The sequence below is a fragment of the Lactiplantibacillus paraplantarum genome (assembly GCF_003641145.1).
GTDB lineage: Bacteria > Bacillota > Bacilli > Lactobacillales > Lactobacillaceae > Lactiplantibacillus > Lactiplantibacillus paraplantarum.
In genome coordinates, this window is record NZ_CP032744.1 from 365,211 (window position 1) to 384,413 (window position 19,203).

18 protein-coding genes are annotated in these 19,203 nt (G+C 41.3%); 14 read left to right on the top strand and 4 right to left on the bottom strand.

From position 1 onward, the window contains the following. The first annotated feature begins 77 nt into the window (after nt 1-77). The 3 genes from LP667_RS01730 (at nt 78) to LP667_RS01740 (ending at nt 3,013) form a co-directional block, all read left to right on the top strand. A complete protein-coding gene (locus LP667_RS01730) occupies nt 78-1,406 on the top strand; it encodes a sensor histidine kinase (RefSeq protein WP_033609518.1) in 1,329 nt (442 codons plus the stop codon). Then, nucleotides 1,407-2,150 carry a LytTR family transcriptional regulator DNA-binding domain-containing protein gene (locus LP667_RS01735; RefSeq protein WP_021731920.1) on the top strand — a complete coding sequence of 248 codons (744 nt, stop codon included), beginning with the start codon at nt 1,407-1,409 and terminating at the stop codon, nt 2,148-2,150. Between the two features lie 119 nt (nt 2,151-2,269). Beyond that, nucleotides 2,270-3,013: a response regulator transcription factor gene (locus LP667_RS01740; RefSeq protein ID WP_021731919.1), complete on the top strand. Its 744-nt coding sequence runs from the start codon at nt 2,270-2,272 to the stop codon at nt 3,011-3,013. A gap of 303 nt (nt 3,014-3,316) precedes the next feature. Here LP667_RS01740 and LP667_RS16940 read toward each other — a convergent pair whose 3' ends face one another. From LP667_RS16940 to plnE, 3 genes are all read right to left on the bottom strand, one after another. Continuing rightward, a complete protein-coding gene (locus tag LP667_RS16940) occupies nt 3,317-3,817 on the bottom strand; it encodes a CPBP family intramembrane glutamic endopeptidase (RefSeq protein WP_244282796.1) in 501 nt (166 codons plus the stop codon). Between the two features lie 366 nt (nt 3,818-4,183). After that, entirely contained in the window at nt 4,184-4,342 is a 159-nt protein-coding gene (gene plnF / locus LP667_RS01750; RefSeq protein WP_033609517.1) for a two-peptide bacteriocin plantaricin EF subunit PlnF, read from the bottom strand. Nucleotides 4,343-4,366: 24 nt separating this feature from the next. Further along, nucleotides 4,367-4,537 (bottom strand): two-peptide bacteriocin plantaricin EF subunit PlnE, encoded by a 171-nt coding sequence (plnE, locus tag LP667_RS01755; RefSeq protein ID WP_003641985.1) that lies wholly within the window; start codon nt 4,535-4,537, stop codon nt 4,367-4,369. Nucleotides 4,538-4,802: 265 nt separating this feature from the next. Here plnE and LP667_RS01760 point away from each other — a divergent pair, with 265 nt between their 5' ends. The 7 genes from LP667_RS01760 to LP667_RS01790 all read left to right on the top strand — a co-directional run bounded on the left by LP667_RS01760 (nt 4,803) and on the right by LP667_RS01790 (nt 11,771). After that, the gene (locus LP667_RS01760) at nt 4,803-6,953 is read left to right on the top strand and encodes a peptide cleavage/export ABC transporter (protein WP_056988339.1); all 2,151 of its coding nucleotides are present in this window, start codon (nt 4,803-4,805) and stop codon (nt 6,951-6,953) included. 16 nt (nt 6,954-6,969) lie between these two features. After that, the gene (locus LP667_RS01765) at nt 6,970-8,346 is read left to right on the top strand and encodes an HlyD family secretion protein (protein WP_021731915.1); all 1,377 of its coding nucleotides are present in this window, start codon (nt 6,970-6,972) and stop codon (nt 8,344-8,346) included. A 90-nt stretch (nt 8,347-8,436) separates the two neighbouring features. Continuing rightward, on the top strand, nt 8,437-9,126 hold the full coding sequence (locus LP667_RS01770; protein WP_021731914.1) for a CPBP family intramembrane glutamic endopeptidase: 690 nt from the start codon (nt 8,437-8,439) through the stop codon (nt 9,124-9,126). A 67-nt stretch (nt 9,127-9,193) separates the two neighbouring features. Next, on the top strand, nt 9,194-9,862 hold the full coding sequence (locus LP667_RS01775) for a CPBP family intramembrane glutamic endopeptidase (protein ID WP_021731913.1): 669 nt from the start codon (nt 9,194-9,196) through the stop codon (nt 9,860-9,862). Between the two features lie 87 nt (nt 9,863-9,949). Next, nucleotides 9,950-10,630, top strand: coding sequence for a CPBP family intramembrane glutamic endopeptidase (locus tag LP667_RS01780; RefSeq protein WP_033609516.1), 681 nt, complete (start codon nt 9,950-9,952; stop codon nt 10,628-10,630). 95 nt (nt 10,631-10,725) lie between these two features. Next, nucleotides 10,726-11,412, top strand: coding sequence for a CPBP family intramembrane glutamic endopeptidase (locus tag LP667_RS01785; RefSeq protein ID WP_021731911.1), 687 nt, complete (start codon nt 10,726-10,728; stop codon nt 11,410-11,412). A gap of 155 nt (nt 11,413-11,567) precedes the next feature. Further along, complete coding sequence (locus LP667_RS01790) at nt 11,568-11,771, top strand: hypothetical protein (protein ID WP_033609515.1); 204 nt, start codon at nt 11,568-11,570, stop codon at nt 11,769-11,771. A gap of 92 nt (nt 11,772-11,863) precedes the next feature. Here the strand turns inward: LP667_RS01790 and helD are convergent, their stop codons facing one another. Then, on the bottom strand, nt 11,864-14,173 hold the full coding sequence (gene helD / locus LP667_RS01795; RefSeq protein ID WP_082618910.1) for an RNA polymerase recycling motor HelD: 2,310 nt from the start codon (nt 14,171-14,173) through the stop codon (nt 11,864-11,866). 258 nt (nt 14,174-14,431) lie between these two features. On the opposite strand from helD, the gene LP667_RS01800 reads away from it, so the two are divergent. From LP667_RS01800 to LP667_RS01815, 4 genes are all read left to right on the top strand, one after another. Beyond that, nucleotides 14,432-15,208: a carbon-nitrogen family hydrolase gene (locus LP667_RS01800; protein ID WP_021731909.1), complete on the top strand. Its 777-nt coding sequence runs from the start codon at nt 14,432-14,434 to the stop codon at nt 15,206-15,208. 437 nt (nt 15,209-15,645) lie between these two features. Continuing rightward, complete coding sequence (gene trpS / locus LP667_RS01805) at nt 15,646-16,662, top strand: tryptophan--tRNA ligase (protein ID WP_021731908.1); 1,017 nt, start codon at nt 15,646-15,648, stop codon at nt 16,660-16,662. A 390-nt stretch (nt 16,663-17,052) separates the two neighbouring features. Beyond that, nucleotides 17,053-17,763, top strand: a complete 711-nt coding sequence (locus tag LP667_RS01810; RefSeq protein ID WP_021731907.1) for a GntR family transcriptional regulator — start codon at nt 17,053-17,055, stop codon at nt 17,761-17,763. Between the two features lie 72 nt (nt 17,764-17,835). Then, entirely contained in the window at nt 17,836-19,197 is a 1,362-nt protein-coding gene (locus LP667_RS01815) for a PTS sugar transporter subunit IIC (RefSeq protein ID WP_021731906.1), read from the top strand. Nucleotides 19,198-19,203: the final 6 nt, after the last annotated feature.

Sequence of the window (19,203 nt, forward strand, 5' to 3'; positions counted from 1 at the left end):
TGATAAAGTAAACTAACAATCATTATTTTAGAATAGTTAGATAATGATCGAATAAACAATACTTTAGAGGTAGTAGCTTGATTGAAATTAGTATCTTCGATAGCGTTATTCAATCGTTTTTTATTTATCTTGGCATTACCTTGGTATATAACTTCATCTTCCACAATACGAGTATTAAAAGTATCATTTATTCGTTGATTTTATTACTAGTGCTGTCCTTAGTAGGAGCTATTTTGGATGACACTACATCGCTAATTTTGGTTTTGGGGGCAATTATTAAGGAAAAGTGCCAACCAAAAATAAATTATTATCATCTAAATGTATTCTTAATGCTGATTTCTAGTCAGATAGTAATTTTAGCTTTGGCTTCTTATTTAAGTAGAGGATTTCTGTATATCTACTTAGATGCCGATAAAATTTCTGGCTTGTCGGAGTATGGTGATTTATTCATTGGTATTGAAATTATTGTGATGTATATTATCGGATTTTTGGTGTTCAATCTTGTGTACAAAATGGTGAGACGATACACAGGCTCGTTTGATATAAGTGATGACGAAAGAATAAATAGGCATCTATTCATTATATTGTTAGCTTTCTTTGGATCAATAGAAATGTTGTTATTTATTAGCAACTTTCAAGGTGTAACAGCTACAATTCAACTAACTTTACTGTTGACATTTGTTTTGATGCTTGGGCTTATTAGTTGGCAAACATTAGAAACGATTAGAGTATATACTTGGCAAAAAAAGATAGCAGCTGAAAAATTGCAGAATAAGCAATTAAATGATTATCTTAAGAGTGTTGAGCATCAATATCTAGAATTAAGAAAATTTAAGCATGATTATAAGAACCTAATTGCTAGTTTAAATACTCAAGATAATATAAGTGAAATTAAGGATTATTTGACCGACTATACCCAGAGCGGAGAATTCAGAGCAAGCCTAAATGACGGTAGCATTGCAAGTGTTCAGCATTTGAAGAATGAGATATTGCGCGGATTAGTTGTACAGAAGTTTTTTTATGCGAAACAGTGTGGGGTTAAGTTGACGATTGAAATAGCTAACACTGACTTTATTCTCAGTTATGGTGTTACAGTGGCTGTACGCATTGTTGGTAATTTGTTGGATAATGCCATTGAGCAAGCCCAAAAAATGACTGATAAAATAGTGACAGTCGCTTTTAATGAAATTGATAACACCGCTGAAATTGCCATTAGTAATCCTGTCGATTCAGATTTTAATCAGCATCAGATTTTTGAAACTGGTTATTCAACCAAGGGTAGTAATCGTGGCTTGGGTCTGACTAATGTACGGGATCTTGTTGAACATCAGAAGGGTTTTTATATGGATGTTGAAACCAAGAAAGATTATGTCACAATGACGTTAATTGTTACGGAGGATAAATAAGTGTTTCCAATTTATTTATTAGAAGATGACGAGGCCCAAAGAGTAGAGTATATAAGTATTATAAAGAATATAATCATGATTAAAGAATATGATATGCAGTTAGTAGTGGCGACAGGAGATTTACAAGAGTTAATGAATAATATTGTGAATTCTAAAGAAGGGCTGTTCTTCTTGGATATGGAAATTGGGGAACAAACTCAGGCCGGGTTGAATTTAGCAGATGAAATTCGGCAGCAGTTACCTTTTGCACAAATTGTATTTATTACAACACATGAAGAGTTATCTTTTTTGACACTGGAGCGGCGTATCGCACCGTTAGATTATATTTTGAAAGAACAAGGCCTTGATGATATTAAGCAAAAGATAGTTAAGGATATTGATGCAACTCAAACTATTCTCAAGACAGAAACTGTGCAACATAAGGATATTTTAGGTTATAAAATCGGAACGCGTTTCTTTTCAGTTCCTATTAATGACGTTATCATGCTGAGCACTAATAAAGAACGACCGGGTAGTATTAGGCTGACTGCCAAAAATAAAGTGGCAGATTTCCCAGGCAATTTAAATAGTTTTGAGAATAAATACTCACAATTTTTTAGGTGTGATAAAAGTGCATTGGTAAATGTAGATTATATTGATAGTTATGATTATCAAAAAAAAGAGCTTACCATGATAGACAACATTAAGTGCAGTGTTTCATATAGAAAGTCTCGGGAGCTTAACAAAATATTGAAAAAGAAATAGGAAACTTATCTTTTTATAGCCAGGGAAATGAATCGTAGTATCTTGTTTCTAGATAGACTGTTTTTCATGGTAAAAGCAAGCAAACAATTGTATTTGTGACAATTTTGGAGGAAGAATGATTGTTTCCAATTTATTTATACGAGGATAATGCTGCGCAAAGAGATAATTATCGTAAGACCATCAATAATACGATTATGATTAATGAGTTTGCAATGGCGCTTAGAGTTGCAACGGATGATCAAAAAATAATTCTAGCAGATTTGAATCAACAACAAGATGGCCTTTTCTTTTTAGATATGGAAATTGGTGAGGACAAACAAGCTGGACTGGAATTAGCCAGTCGAATTCGGGCAACGATACCATTGGCTAAAATAGTTTTCATTACAACACACGATGAGCTATCGTTTGTTACTCTGGAACGGCGGATTGCACCGTTGGATTATATTTTGAAAGATCAGTCTGCTGATCTAATTACGCAAAGAATTATCAAAGACATCAATGTAGTACAGAATGAATTAAAATTGACTAATAATCAACGTAAGGATGTTTTTAACTATAAGTTGGGGACGCGATATTTTTCACTTGCATTAGATGATGTGGTTTTGTTGAGTACATCGAAATTGCGACCGGGCAGCGTACAGCTCCATGCTATTAATAAGGTTGCTGAGTTCCCAGGAAACTTAAATGCGCTCGAAGAAAAGTATCCGCAATTTTTCCGATGCGATAAGAGTTCGTTGGTTAATTTAGATCATTTGCGAAGTTTTGACTATAAAGAAAAAGAGTTATTGCTCGATGGTGAAATTAAGTGTAAGGCCTCGTTTAGAAAGTCGCGGGAATTGAATAAATTGTTGAGAGACAACTAGTTTTTTAATATTATTTAGAGCTTCTGTCAGTGTTATTTGACAGAGCTCTTTTGTTATGAATATGAAAACTGATTATATAATACGGCGCTGAAGATAGTTGGAGTAGGGCTCTAATAGTGATCTTATGAGTATTAAAATGACTAAAAAGTAAGCACAGTACTCGATCGTAAAGTATATTAGCATGGCGTTAAGACGTGAAATTTAGTTATCAATATGACTAGCTCTTAGCGTAACCCAAAACTTCAGAGATAATTGAAATTGTAGTGCTGCAAACAATAATTTATAGGAATTCAGAATGGATGATTACTCGTCTATTTTATCTTCAATATTTAGGATACTCAATAACTTCCAATGCTTAGAGGATAGGATAAACGTAGCAATGCCAATGAATAAAATGTTTAGAAAGAGCCCCTTTAGAAGAGCTTCCATTGGCCCGTTAATGGGTGATTGAGTTGGGTCAATACCTTGAGAATAGAAACTAGAAAAATCTATCAACCAATGGACACTAATGGCAGCCAGTAAGCTTCCGGTTTTTAAATAGATTGCTGCAAGTAAAATACCTAACCCAATAACATAGAGAACTTGACAAAATACTGACCATACGGGCTGTGATAAAAGGTTGACCAAATGCATAGCCGCAAAAATAAGCGAAGCAGTCAGCATCGAAGCGATGGTGGCCTGCAATGTGGCAAATTTTTTAAGGTTTAGTGCTAAAAGCGTTCTGAATATCATGCCACGAAAAGCGTATTCTTCAGTTATCGCTACAATCAACGAAAGTAATAATGAGATTAAAAATTGATACATGTGGTTTCGAAAGAAAATAAGTAGAAATATTATTGCTAGGCTCAAAGGCAGACTATTCTTCCTTAATATTGACATGATGTTAACGGGTAGCCAGTGGATAGGTTGCTTAACATATCGCCTATTCAGAATGATTACCGCGATTAATATAATAGATTCAGTTAATATGAATTGAAAGGGTCCGTCTTTTATTCCCATAATATCAGTCAAAGGATTCATTAAAAAGAGCACTATTAGGTAGTAAATGGCTGTGATTATTACTTTTATTAATGGCATAGTTAAAATTCCCCCATATAAACTAAAAAGGCTGAGCACTGCAGGCCCAGTCATAAATCGAGTGCTTTCTTATAGTAAACTTGATGGCTTGAACTATCCGTGGATGAATCCTCGGACAGCGCTAATGACCCAATCGGCAGGCCCAACAGCACTTTTATAATTGTTCCGAACGCCACGCGCGCTATAGGCATGGAAAACGCCACCTGAAATAGCGTTTAATTCACGGCCACGCAAAACTAGAAATTTTTTCATAATTGTTGATCTCCCCCAAGAAAATTAACGAATACTTTTCAAAATACCACGAATGCCTGCAACTGAACCAATTGCATCAACAACATGTCGAACACTTTTACCAAAGTTATAACCGCCCCGATTAAAACCACCAGATATTTTGGCAAGCTTTTTTTGCGGCAACCTGGAATATTGTAACTTCTCAAACTGTAGCATAAATAATCCCCCTTGTATGATGTTATTTGGAACAAATTTAGTTTAATTTATTTTTTTACCAGATTGTTGAAAAAATGATAAAAGTAAAAAAACGTTCTCTTAACGTCAAATACCAATGTTAGCTAGTTGATGTTTAACCGTTAAGGCTGATGAGGACATTTATCGTAAGATTATGTACGTTAATAGATAGTTGGCATACGATAACATTTGTTAGCCCATAATAAACTAATACTGATACTTAATGATTGGTGAGGGGAGTACAAGTATGCATTGGAGAAACTATGTTGCGCAAGTTGACGAGATGGACTGTGGGGTCGCAGCTTTAGCAATGATTTTGAAAAATTATGGTTCGACAACATCATTGGCCTATCTAAGAAATATTGCTAAGACGAGTTTGGAAGGGACTACGGCATTAGGATTAGTAAAAACGGCCGAAAAGTTAGGTTTTGAAACCAAAGCAATTCAAGCAGATATGAGTCTTTTCGAGGTCCAAGATGTACCATTGCCATTTATTGTGCATGTTACCAAAAATGGGGATCTACAGCATTTTTATGTTGTTGTAAAAACCTCAAAAACGCATGTCGTGATTGCTGATCCGGACCCAACAGTTGCGGTTATCAGTATGTCAAAGGAACGGTTTGAAAGCGAATGGTCCGGAGTTGCCCTTTTCTTTGCACCGAAGTCGGAATATAAGCCAGTTAAGCAAGATAAGGGCTCACTATGGGGATTTATTCCAAGTTTATTAAAGCAGCGCCGACTGGTTATTAATATTGTGCTTGCTGCAGTTTTAATCACGATTATTAGTATCTGTGGGTCTTATTTCTTACAAGCGGTGATTGATACTTATATTCCCAATAATATGCACAGTACATTGGCGATGGTGGCGATTGGTCTAATTGTTTTTTATACTTTTCAAGCTATTTTTACTTATGCCCAGAATTTTTTGTTGGCGGTTTTAGGCCAACGACTTTCGATTGAAATTATTTTAGGCTATATTCGGCACGTCTTTGAATTGCCAATGAGTTTTTTTGCCACCCGGCGGACGGGTGAAATTGTTTCACGGTTTACGGATGCCAGTAAGATTATTGATGCGTTAGCTAGCACAATTGTTTCGCTGTTTTTAGATGTCAGCATCGTTATTATTATGGGGGCAATCTTGGTAATCCAGAATATGACACTTTTTTGGATTACGTTACTCTCGTTGCCAATCTACGCGGTTGTCATCTTAGCCTTTAATAAATCCTTTGAACGATTGAATCAAAAGGAAATGGAAAGCAATGCTGTTTTGAGTTCAGCCATTATTGAGGATCTTCATGGGATTGAAACTGTTAAGGCGCTGAATGGTGAGACGGAACGTTATCAGAAAATTGATTCAGAATTTGTTGATTATCTACGTAAGAGTTTGGCCTATCTTAAAGCGGATACTTTGCAACAGGCATTAAAACTGTTTATACAGTTAGTCTTAGAAGTTGTTGTTCTGTGGGTGGGCGCCAATCTCGTCATTCATAATCAGTTATCAGTTGGGGAGCTCATGACATATAATGCTTTATTAGCCTATTTTGTTAATCCACTACAGAATATTATTAATTTGCAGACTAAACTTCAAAGCGCTAAGGTCGCTAACAACCGGTTGAATGAAGTGTATTTGGTCGCTAGTGAATTTGAGGCGTCACGGCCAATTCATAATGAAAGTCAATTAAACGGTGATATTAAGTTACAAGGGGTCAGCTATCGTTATGGTTACGGTGAAAATGTCTTGGATGATGTTAATTTGACGATTCGACAACATGATAAGGTTGCAATTGTGGGGATGAGCGGCTCTGGCAAGTCCACGTTAGTTAAGTTACTTATTGATTTTTATCAGCCGAATAGTGGTGATGTCATATTGAACGGCTTCAACGTTAAGAACATCGATAAGCATACATTGCGGACCCATATTAACTACATCCCGCAGGAACCATATATCTTTTCAGCGACCATTGAAGAAAATTTAAGATTAGGTAATCGCAGCGGTATTACTGAGAAAGATATTGCGAAGGCTTGCCAATTGGCGTTAATTGATACGGATATTAATAAAATGGCCATGCAATACCAAACTAAGCTAGATGAGAATGGTAATACACTATCAGGTGGTCAGCGACAACGATTAACGATTGCGAGAGCGTTATTATCACCAGCCCAAGTCTTGATATTTGATGAGTCGACAAGTGGACTGGATGCAATTACTGAAAAACAATTAATCGATAATTTAGTGGCAATGACTGACAAGACGATTATTTTTATTGCCCACCGGTTGTCGATTGCGAAGCGGACGAATCATATCATCGTTCTGCATGATGGTCGGGTCGCTGAAGAGGGGACCCATGTAGCATTGTTGAATGAACATGGTTACTATTACGACTTGATCAATAGCTGAGGGGGGGAACTGAATAATGAGAAAAGACCTGCTAGAAAGTGGCGAGTTTTACGGGATTCGGTTTCAAAATTTTTCAACATTATTAATTATTCCAGTGACGCTATTGTTAATTGGCACGATTCTGTTTTCACTCGTAGCTAAGCGCGAGATTGTTATTAATGGTACCGGGACTGTTCAACCGACCGGAACGGTTCCGGTGATTCAAGCGACTGTCAATAGTGCCATCAAAAAGAATTATTTAGTTGAAGGTGCGCGAGTGAAGAAGGGCCAAAAGCTATTGGTTTATACTAACGTTTTTAATCGCAATAAATTACGTGAAGATAATGTTAGCAAACGGCAATTGCAACGCCAAGTAACAGCCTTGGATCATTTTAAAGATGGCATCAATACTGACAGTGATGTTTTTCCAACGACCGATGAATTTGGGTACCGAGAACTATTGCAAAGTTATTTAAAACAGCGTCAAATCTATTTAACAGAGAATCAAATGTTGGCGGCAAAATCGAGCGCTGCTAGCACTAAGAAAGCCACGCTAACGAAGACCGCGCAACAAGTGGTATCAAATACTAAGACCAATCTGGATGCTTATCAGGCCTTATACAATGTGGTGGCTAATGGTGGCAAGTACGCTAATAGTGCCAAGTATGCTTATGTTTTTGCTGAGTATGACGCTAAGTCAAAGGATACCAACAACGCAAACGATAAAAAAGAAGTTAAATCCGCAACGTTAGCAGACATTCAACAGCAGATAGATACACTTCAGGATTCGTTGTCCTCAGCTAAAGTGCAGTTAGAAGAATTACAAGACTTTGATGATACGAAGTACAGTGTTGAGACTAACAGTACCAAATTAGCCATGTTAAAGAATGATCAGTTAAGCGAAGTCGCTGAGAAACGAATGAAAGCCGAGCAAGAGTTACGGACCGTGAAAGCAGATATTGATAGCTTAACGACACAAACAAAATCTTACACGATCAAGGCGACCAAAGCCGGCGTCCTACACGTTGCAGACAATTACCGTGGTGCAAAGTACGTTAGTTCAGGAGCTGAAATCGCTAAAATTTTACCGATAATCAAGCAACAACGGCGAGTGAACGTTAAGCTATATATTTCGACGGCGGATATTTCTTCCGTTAAAGTCAAGCAAGCCATTAGATTCAAAGTCACGCGGAACGTACCGAAGCCAATTATTTTGGATGGTGTGGTCACAAAGATTGGGGTCTCACCAGTCGAGGAGAGTAAAGCGACTTTTTATGAAGTGACAGCGGCCGTTCCGATTACAGCCGATCAGGCACAGTTACTACGCTACGGGATGATTGGGCAAACGGCGATTATTACGGGCAAGGTGACTTGGTTTGATTATTATAAAGATAAGGTGCTGGATAATAATTGATGATTGACCATCAGTATTAACTGACTAAATATCGCTGTGGTAAAGTAAAGTTATCTGGAAGCACATATATCCATATGAAAGAGGTAAGTAATGGCACACTCAAATAAACAATTCATCATTAACCTAGTCATTGCCAGTCTAATCAGCTTAGCGTTGGTGAGCTTTAGTATGGCACCGGCGTATCTTTTCCTAATTAAGAATAATTGGATTATGATCACGATTGGTTTTTTAATCTATGCCTTGGAGGTTTGGGGGCTATATTGGCTTTATCGGCATACAGCACGAGTTAGGCATTACCAAGTCGCGACGTTGAAGTCCCGGGTGAACATTGCACAATTAGGAACTGTGATTGTTGCGATGCTGGCAATGGTCGTGCTCATTATTGTTGATATTAAATTGAGCGCAATATTAAATATTCCCGAGACCAGCAATTCGCAGTCGCTGGTGTGGATGTTTGGTGAAGCACCGCTTCCCATGATTGTTTCTGTCGTGATATTTTCCCCCATTTGTGAGGAATTGATTTTTCGCGGTATCTTTTTCAGCTACGCGTTAACGGACCAATATAATCACCGCAATTATCAGATGATCGCGGTTGTTATTAATAGCTTAATATTTGCAAGTGTCCATGTTGATGCAAATTGGGAGCCGTGGATTTATTATACGTTAATGGGGAGCATCTTGGGGACAACTTATTTGTTGGCTAAGCGCGATATTAGAACGAATATTCTGGTGCACATGGGGACTAATTTGGCAGTTTTCGCGTTGACAGCCATTAGTTAATGTTGTGGATAAAAAATTAAAACATAAGAATTAGTTTATCCACAGGGGATAACTTGGGAGGCTTGGTATGGTTGCTCGATTGATCAGGGTATTTGGTTATGCGTTAGCGGGTTTAGGGCTATTTATATTCATTCAATTACCGGTGTTAGCGGATGGCTATTGGAATTGGTGGGGTGAGCGCCCGCAACAAATCAACATCGGCTATCATTGGTTAGCATTAGTCGTTTTAACCGTTGGTGTTGCGGTCGTACTAGTACGTTGCTATCACCATTATTTTGAGATGCCAGTCCTGTTAGGGCATTTCTCTTGGTCAATGATGAGGCTGGCTGCTTTAGTGGCAGTGGTGGTCGTGGTGATTCAAATGGGGGTAAGTGCTCTGCTAGTCAGTCCAACTGAAACACAAAATGTTGAAATCATGGCGCTGATCCACAGTCCATTAGGGTTATTAACATTAGTGTGCACAAACATCGTTAGCCCCGTACTTGAAGAATTACTTTTCCGTGGAATTGTTCAAAATACGCTGCGACGATACTTACCAGTATTAGGCGCGATTATGCTGACAAACGCAGTGTTCGCACTCGGCCATGGTTATCAGTTAGCCAGTACACTGGGCATTTTCATTACAGGGTGTGGTTTTTCATGGTTAGTACTCAAAACAAAACAGCTGAGTACCGCGATGGGATGTCATATACTGGTGAACTGGCTGGTCACACTTATTAACATGATGTGGGGATAAGTTGTTAGTTAGTGATATCCGGTCAAACATCAAGTTGTGGATTAGTTACAATTGGGGATAATTATCAGGGAATGGATGTGAAGGAGCATGGTGCAACAAAACGTCAAATTTATTGGTAGATTACTACTTGCCAGTTTATTAGCAGCAATCGTGATGGGGCTTAGTACGGCGCCCATCGATATTTTAACACTCAAGTATAACTGGATAACGGTGACGATCTTCTTGGTCGTTTACCTGTTTGCAATTTATTTATTCTATCGAATTTATCTGGAATCAGTTACTAATAATCATTTTAAGATTACGCAAATAACTGCTAAGCCGAGTGTGCGTCAATTAGTGATTACGGTACTGGCAATGGTGGTCATGCTGATCTTGGCAGCAGTGCAAGTTAAATTTGTTAGTGATGCTGTTTATCCGGTCGCGGAGAATGTTGCTGACTTGCAAGCACTGTCGCAGCGCTCACCGATATTGATGGCGTTGGCCCTGGGTATTTTTGCACCGATTTGCGAGGAATTAATTATTCGCGGCAATTTCTTCAGTTATGCGCTGGCGGAACGTTTTGATCAGCCGCGCTATCAACTAGTTACCGTTATCGTTAACGGCGTGTTGTTTGGTTTACTGCGTGGCGGTTTTAGTTGGATGCAGTTGTTATACTATACGGTTATGGGTCTCGTACTCGCGGCAACCTACATATTATCTGGCCGGGATATTCGAGTCAACAGTGTCGTGCACGTCACCGCTAATCTGGGAATCATTTTAATGGGGTAAGGTTGAATGCATTGTGAAAATGTAATCTGAGCGGGTTGATTTAAAAGTCCGTTAGTGAACGTTCTAGTTACGGTTGTTTGGATGGAGTGAGTGAAATGCTACAGAAGAATTTACGTTTTATCGGTAATTTACTAATTGTGAGTGTGCTGAGTGTCATTATTGTCAATATCAGTTCCTTACCCGTGTATATTTACTTGATTACGGCCAATTGGTTTACGCTGTTAGTTAGCTTCAGTTTATATGCCGTGATTATCATTTTCTTGTACAATATCTACAAGTCGACTGCGGAATTACGGCAATTTGATTTTCGACCGTGGCGAGCACGGCTAAATAAACGGGCCTTGCTACTCATGGTAATCGGCGCAGTCGTTATCGTGGCACTTGCTTTTGGCTATGATAAGCTGACGGCGGTATGGCACATTACTGAATCGGGTAATGAACGCGCATTAGATTTACTGTTGCGGAAAAATCCGGTAGCGATGACACTCGATGCCGTCATTTTTGGCCCAATCGCTGAGGAGCTGAGTTTCAGGGGCTTTTTCTTTAGCTACGTCTTGTCAGACCAATATCTTGACCGGGGGTACCAGGTGGCTACCGTTGTTATCAACGGACTTCTTTTTGGTTATCTGCATAGCGGGAATAGCTTGGTGCCATTAGCATATTACACGCTATTCGGCATGGTGCTGGGGACCACCTACTTATTATCTAAGCGTGATATTCGTGTGAATAGCGTGGCACATATGTTGGCAAATCTAGGGATACTCTGGCTGTTTCCTAGCTAAAATAGTTACTTTGGATCATGCTAAAATGAACAAGGTAACAGGTAGTAAGAATATTGTGAATACGGTGATTTTAGGAGTAATTGCTATAAAAATACAAAGTTTGATCTGAAAACTGTAATTGATGGATATGTGATATCAGAAGGAGTTTGGTAAGTATGGATGAAATTATATCTTTTGAATTTTCTAATGGTTCGAAAATTTTAGATAGTAATATCTATGAATATAAAGTAGGTAAAGAAAACGTTACTAAAATAGACTTGCCGGATAGCAATGGATTTGTAGCTGTTCATAAAGATAATAATAAAACAGAGTATATTAAGGCTCCTTATATGAAATTTTGCACAAATAGCCATGTTTAAAAATGGCCCAGCATTAGTTTTGTGATAACGAAAAACGACTGGAAGCAGCTAGCGTAATAACGCCGCTGCTTCCAGTCGTTTTTTAATTCCAGTTATACTCGTACCTGATGTTCAATCGTAAATAATGTTGGATCCAACTTGGCAATTAGTGGGGAGACATCGCCGATACTGAGCAACGTCAAGTGGTGCATCGCTCGTGACGCAGTCGTATATAAGATGCCAACTGAATCCGCATCGGAATAATTGGTAGCGGAGACATCGTATGCGACTACCGCGTCAAATTCTAGCCCCTTTGCAAGGTAGATTGGCATGACAATCACGCCTTGTGGCATGGTACGATCGCTATCGGCCATCAAAGTTGTTACTGTATAGCGTTTCAGGTATTGGTAGACCTGCTTGCTTTCTGCTAAATCTTTAGTTAGTACGGCAACGGTGTTAGTTGTCTTAAGCTGATGTTCAACTTCGCTACGCAGGCTGCTGAGAGCGGCGTCTTCGCCATAGCGAATCATGACCTTAGGTAAATCGCCTTTACGTGTGAATGCTTGAATCTGGTCGCCGTCGGGTAATAGCGCTTTAGCAAAGTTCGTAATCTGTTCGGTCGAACGGTAGCTCTTATTCAACGTAATCAAGTTCGCTCGCCGAACGTTGAAAGCGTCCTTGAGGCGTTCTAGTAATTGCTGTGGTAACTCAATACTCTTGAATAATGCCTGTTCACTGTCACCTAACAGTGTGAACTTAGCTAGTGGGAACGCGTGCTTGATATATAACAGTTGTGCCAGCGAATAGTCTTGCATCTCATCGACAAAGATATATTGCATCCGTCGGTTCTGACCACTGCCAGTTAGGACATCGCGTAATAACAATAGTGGCGCGCAGTCAACCAGAGCAATCCGATGGTACTCAACGGCGGCCTGGTAAGCGGCAATTCGTTGTTGCCATTGGTCAGGCGTCACGGTTGTGGGCCGCTCAACTTGCGCTAAGAAATCGTTATATTGTTCATAGGTGTCTAAGAAGTAACCATTATAGATCGCATCGTAGACTTGCCGCAGTCGTTTGGTCACGATTTGCTTACCAATATAGAAGACTTCATCGTCGAGCGATTGGAAATCACCCCGGCGCTTGGAACCTAATAAGTCGTGGTAGGCCTCGTCGCTCAATTGGTCAATGATATCATTGACCCAGTCAGCCTGGGCTTCATCGTCAATACGGTGTTTTAAGCGTTTAATCAAAGTGTTCTTGATTGCTAGGAAACGGTCAGCTGGTTGCATCGCTGCTGGTAAGGCCGCCGCAATCTTTGTAATGACCTCTTTAGCGAAGAAGATTTCGCCATTAAAGACGATGTTGGTGAAGCGTAATTGGTCGGCTGGCAGCTGATGGCAATACTGATCAACTTGGCGCATAAAGTCGGCGCTTTCTTGAAAATCACGAATTGCCGGCGTCAGTTGTTCGTGCTGGCGGTCGCTTTCGTAACGTTCGAAGAGGCTTTCAACGGTTAGGCCTTGAAAACGCGCACTGAGAAATTCGGCCAACGTGACTTGACGCATATTGCGCTCCCCTAAACTAGGCAAGACTTCGGAGATATAGTGACTGAATAAGCGGTTGGGTGAGAATAATACCATTTGGTCCGCTTCTAGGGAGGCCCGTGAGTGGTAGAGCAGAAAAGCGATCCGTTGTAAAATGGCGGACGTCTTTCCAGAACCGGCAACCCCTTGGACAACTAGTAAGTCACTAGTGGTGTCACGAATAATATCGTTCTGTTCCTTTTGAATGGTTGCCACAATGTTTTGCATGTAGGCATCATTTTGTTCCCCAAGGACGGCCTGCAAGATTTCGTCGCCGACCGTTTCATTCGTGTCGAACATATTCTTGATCTGACCATGATTAATCTGGAATTGGCGTTTTTTGATCAGCTCGGTCGTCTGTTGCCCGGCCGGCGTTTGGTACTGGACCTGACCCAAAGTACCATTGTAGTAGACTGAGGAAATCGGGGCGCGCCAGTCGTACACTAAGAAATTCTGTTCAGCGTCGACAAATGAGGCGGTGCCAATGTATAAACGCTCGGCTTCCTCGTCGGGACTATCTTGAATATCAATGCGTCCAAAATAGGGTGAGTTGCTAAGATCTTTCAAGACACCGACTTGCCGTTTCAAGATGGCTTCGGATTCCACGGCGCGTTCAACCATTTGCTTTTGTTGTTGTAGTTCCGCGTTCGTTTCAATCCGGTCATCGACTTCAAACGTGTTGACGGAATTATTATCACCATAGTTTTTTTGAATGACATCGGTTTCGTGATGAGCCTTTGCCAGCAAGTCGTCGGTCTGTTGTGCCCGTTCTTTAACTTGCTCAATGACTCGATCAACCCGCTGTTGTTCGTGTTGTTGTTCTTGATCTGATATTGCCACGTAGAGGGCCTCCCGTCTGATAATCGTCTAAATCGCTTGAACAATTTTAGGCGGGTTTAGGGATGATGTCAATCAAAGCGCCTGCAAATTCACCGATTTATGAGTTATCAAGGCAAGCGACTACCAGGCGCAAGTTAAAAAGGTGGTATTCGGTCGTTCGTCAAGTTCGGCAGCCTTACGATGTGAGGTTGAAACTTGCAACCATATGGGATTTATTCTAATATAATTTTAATCATTCTAATAAAGTAGGTGGAACGAATGCGTGTCGCATTAGCACAACTTAATATTCAGTTTGGAGACCCGGATGCCAATTACGAGCAGATCGAAGTAGCGATTCAGCGGGCAACTGAGCAAACTGTAGACGTGATCGTCTTACCGGAGATGTGGAATACCGGTTATGCGTTAACTCGCCTGAATGTCTTGGCGGATGATGATGGCCAGCGAACGTTACAATTACTCAGCAAGTTAGCCCGGCAGTTTCATGTCAATATTGTCGGTGGCTCAGTCGCGGTCGCTCGCGATGGGCATTACTATAATGAGATGTTAGTCGTCGATCGTCAGGGACAGTTACTGAGTCGGTACGATAAAGTCCATCGCTTTGGATTAATGGCGGAAGACCGTTATATTACCGCTGGTGAGACCGAGAATGTTTTTGAACTCGACGGGACCGCTGCAATGGGGGCGATCTGTTACGACATTCGTTTCCCAGAGTGGCTGCGCAAGCAAGCAGCCCGTGGCCCCCAAGTGATTTTTGTCAGTGCTGAGTGGCCGACAGTACGGCAGATGCAATGGCGGCTATTACTGCAAGCACGTGCAATTGAAAATCAAGCATTCGTGGTTGCGGTTAACCGTGTCGGCAGTGATCCTGATAATCAATTTGGTGGTCAGTCGCTAGTGATTGATCCGCTCGGCCAGATTGTGGCGATTGGCGGCGCCCATGCCCAGTTGATCACGGCCGAGCTTGACTTAGCACAAGTTGACCAAGTTCGTGGTCAGATGCCAGTGTTTGAAGACCGGCGACCGGAGTTATACTGAGGCGTAAGTAGGGACTGTGGATTGGAATACTTAACTGAATTTTAATGGCGTTGAAGGAACGCCCGCTTGAATTTCGATGGGCTTAAACGTGGAAATGGCAGTCGTTATGCTGAAATGGTAGCGGCCAGTTAGCGCGAACGATGCCCAGAATTTATTTTGACACGGTCAGGTATAACCAGTACACTAGAACTAATTAATCGTTGAAGAAAAGAACAGTAAGGCGTCCAATAACAGAGACCTAGTAAGTGCTGAGAGCTAGGGCGGGCTAATGAAATGGCTTTTTGGAGATTCGGTGAACACCGGGAACCCACCCTTATCGGTCAATGAGTGGCAGAGCCAAGCGTTCTGCAATTTAGGTGGTACCACGGTGATGCGTCCTAATTGACTAAGATGAGTTGATTGGGCGCTTTTTTAGTGCCAAAGAAAGGATGAATAAAATGACCAAAAAAGTAATTTTAACGGGTGATCGCCCAACTGGTAAGCTGCATATCGGGCATTATGTCGGTTCATTACGTAACCGGGTGGCCTTACAAGACTCTGGGGACTATGAGTCCTACATTATGATTGCAGATAATCAAGCATTGACGGATAACGCCCACGATCCTGAAAAGATTCGCAAGAGTTTATTACAAGTTGCGATGGACTACTTGGCTGTGGGAATCGATCCCGAAAAGTCGACTATTCTGGTGCAATCACAGATTCCAGCTTTAACTGATATGATGAACCAATATCTGAACTTAGTAACGGTGGCACGCTTGAACCGTAACCCCACTGTGAAGACTGAAATTAAGCAAAAAGCTTTTGGCGAAAGTGTTCCCGCTGGCTTCTTCGTTTACCCAGTGAGCCAAGCCGCTGACATCACAGCCTTTAAGGCGACGACTGTTCCCGTTGGTGATGATCAAGAACCAATGCTCGAACAGACCCGTGAAATCGTGCGGAGCTTCAATAAGACTTATCAAACGGACACATTGGTTGAACCTGAAGGCTACTTCCCACCAAAGGGCTTGGGACGGATTCCTGGGCTTGATGGGAATGCTAAGATGAGTAAATCATTGGGAAATGCGATTTACCTTTCCGATGATGCAGACACGTTGAAGAAGAAAGTCATGTCGATGTATACCGATCCTGATCATGTTCATATTGAAGATCCAGGTAAGGTCGAAGGTAACGTGGTCTTCACGTACCTCGATATTTTCGATGATGATAAGGCCAAGGTCGCAGATTTGAAGGCCGCTTACCAACACGGTGGTTTGGGTGACGTTAAGATTAAACGCTACCTGATGGACGTGTTAGATGGCGTGTTGCGGCCAATCCGCGAACGGCGCGCGCTTTATGAAGCTGATCCAGCCCAAGTCTTACAGATTTTGAAAGATGGGACGGCGAAAGCAAACGTGGTCGCTGACCAAACGTGGCGTGAGATGCAGGATGCCATTGGAATTAATTATTTTAAATAAACTGTGTTATCGAAAGTGCAACTCATCGTCAGAAGACGGTCGGTTGCACTTTTTTTAGTCGCCATTAGCACGTTATGACCAATATCGGGTTGACTCAGTGTAAATGCAGACTAAAAGTAAGAAAAAGACAGACTAAATTGAAAATTAATTTAATTTCGTTTGGATTCTTACATGAAGGAGCACTAAAAACGCGCTGCAAAAATAAGTTTTTGGCGAGAAAACTGGCGGTAAAGGCTTTGAAAACGCTTTCTATAACTAGAGTTAGCCTTGATATAAATTCATTGGTATAAAATTACGAAAAATAAAGCGTTTTCATATATTCTGTGATAATATAATTTGTGGGCACAAGTTTTACAAGCACCTACTAATTTCGAGAAAGGAGGTTTAGTCATGTATCAGGCAATTGCGCAGGCAATCATTAAATCGATAATGGCGGATGAGTATCCGACCAAGTTACCGACTGAAAAAGTGTTAATGGCTCAGTACAACGCCAGCCGCAATACAATTCGTAAAGCAATTGACGTGGTCTTCCGGCACGGTTTGTTACGGCGTGTGCAGGGGAGCGGTAATTTCATTATCAAGCAACCGCAGAACACGAAGAAAGTGCTGAACTTATCAATCGGTTTTGATCAGTCCGCTATGGTTGATGGTGGACCGTTAGTTTCAAAAATCGTGACATTTGATAAAGTAGCAGCGGATGAAGCCTTAGCACAACAGGGCAACATTGCGCTTGGTGACGAGGTCTACCGAGTCGTGCGATTACGTTATTTGAATGACGTGTTGTATGACTTGGAAGAATCTTATTTTCCGCGAGCGGTCGTGCCGTTTTTATCGAGTGAGAGCGTGCAGCATTCGATCTTCGCTTTCTTGCGTGAAGCATACGGCATTACGGGGAGTACTACGGAAAACTATGTCCATCAAGTCCGGGTGGATGCGCAACGGGCGGAACTGATCGGTTGCCCAGATGGTGACAAGACGTTGTGCTTGGAAGCAATCAATTATTTGGTTAATGGGACGGTCTTTAACTTTTCTAAGACGTTCTTCGTCTATCCGGATTTAGAACTTTATTACCATACCGAAAATATTGATTTACAAAACTAGTACGGGGGTGGCGCAACGCTTGCGCTGGGCCACTAACTAGCGAAAACCTACATTAGGAGTGAGGGATATATTATGAATTCATTTATCGAATGGCTTAACAAACACTTAGTGCCAGTTGCGGCCAAGATTGGTGCAGTTCGGTGGTTGATCGCATTACGTGACGCGTTTATAGCAATTATGCCGGCAATGATGGCCGGGTCGATCGCCACGGTTCTGAACGCTTTAGTTCGAGATATTCCAACGAAGTTCGGTTGGATGGGCATTGTTAATTCGATGCAATGGTTGATTGGAATCAACGCGATGGTTTGGACGGGGACGTTAGCCATCTTAGGCCTGATTTTCTCATTTACATTCGGGTATCAATTAGCCATCCAGTACAAAGTTGAACCAGTTACTGGTGGGATCGTGACACTTGGAACTTTCATCATGAGTTTGCCACAAAACTTTACCGGCACGCTGACGAGTACGTTGAGCAAGGGCGCTACTAAGATTTTGACGGACTCTGGCATGGCGGTTGCTGGCAAACAAGTAACGGCCTGGGGTTACTTTAACTTCAACACTTACTTTGGTTCGTATGGGTTCTTTACAGTCATGATTTTAGGGGCGATTGCGAGTGCTGTCTACATCGCTTTAATGAAGAAACACATCACAATTAAGATGCCAGATTCTGTGCCACCGGCAGTTGCGAACGCCTTCACCGGGGTTATCCCTGCCGCCGCTGCCTTTTATGTCGTTGGGATCATCAACTGGATCTTCAGTAAGTTCAACACAACGGTGATTGAATGGATCGCGAAGATTATTCAAGAACCACTATTGAATATGAGTCAAGGGTATGGCGCCGTCCTCTTAATGACGCTGTTAGTTCAAGTTTTCTGGTTCTTCGGGATTCATGGTTCCAACGTGTTGGCCCCAATCTTGGATGGAATTTGGTTAACTGCTCAGCTTGCTAATGTTAACGCTTACCAAGCCGGCAAAGCCTTGCCATACGTTTGGACGCGGAACTGTTTTGACTTATATGCATGGATTGGTGGGGCCGGCTCGACCTTACTATTATTAGTAGCGATTTTAGTATTTAGTAAACGAGACGACCAACGTTCAGTGGCTAAGTTGGCGATTGGTCCCGGATTCTTTAATATTAACGAACCCGTGATGTTCGGGATGCCAATTGTACTTGACCCAATCTACTTTATTCCGTTCGTTTTAGCACCAGTTGTGACTGTTTCGATCGCCTACGCTGCTTTATCAGCTGGGTGGGTTGCACCGATTACGAACAATATCGTTTGGTCAATGCCACCGATTATGAACGCCTTAGTTGCCACAATGGACTGGCGGTCAGTGGTCTTACAATTATTTAATGCCGCCGTTGCCTTTGCGATTTACGTGCCATTCGTTAAGGCTGCCAACAAGATTAAACCAGCAGCGATTGGAGAATAGATTGTC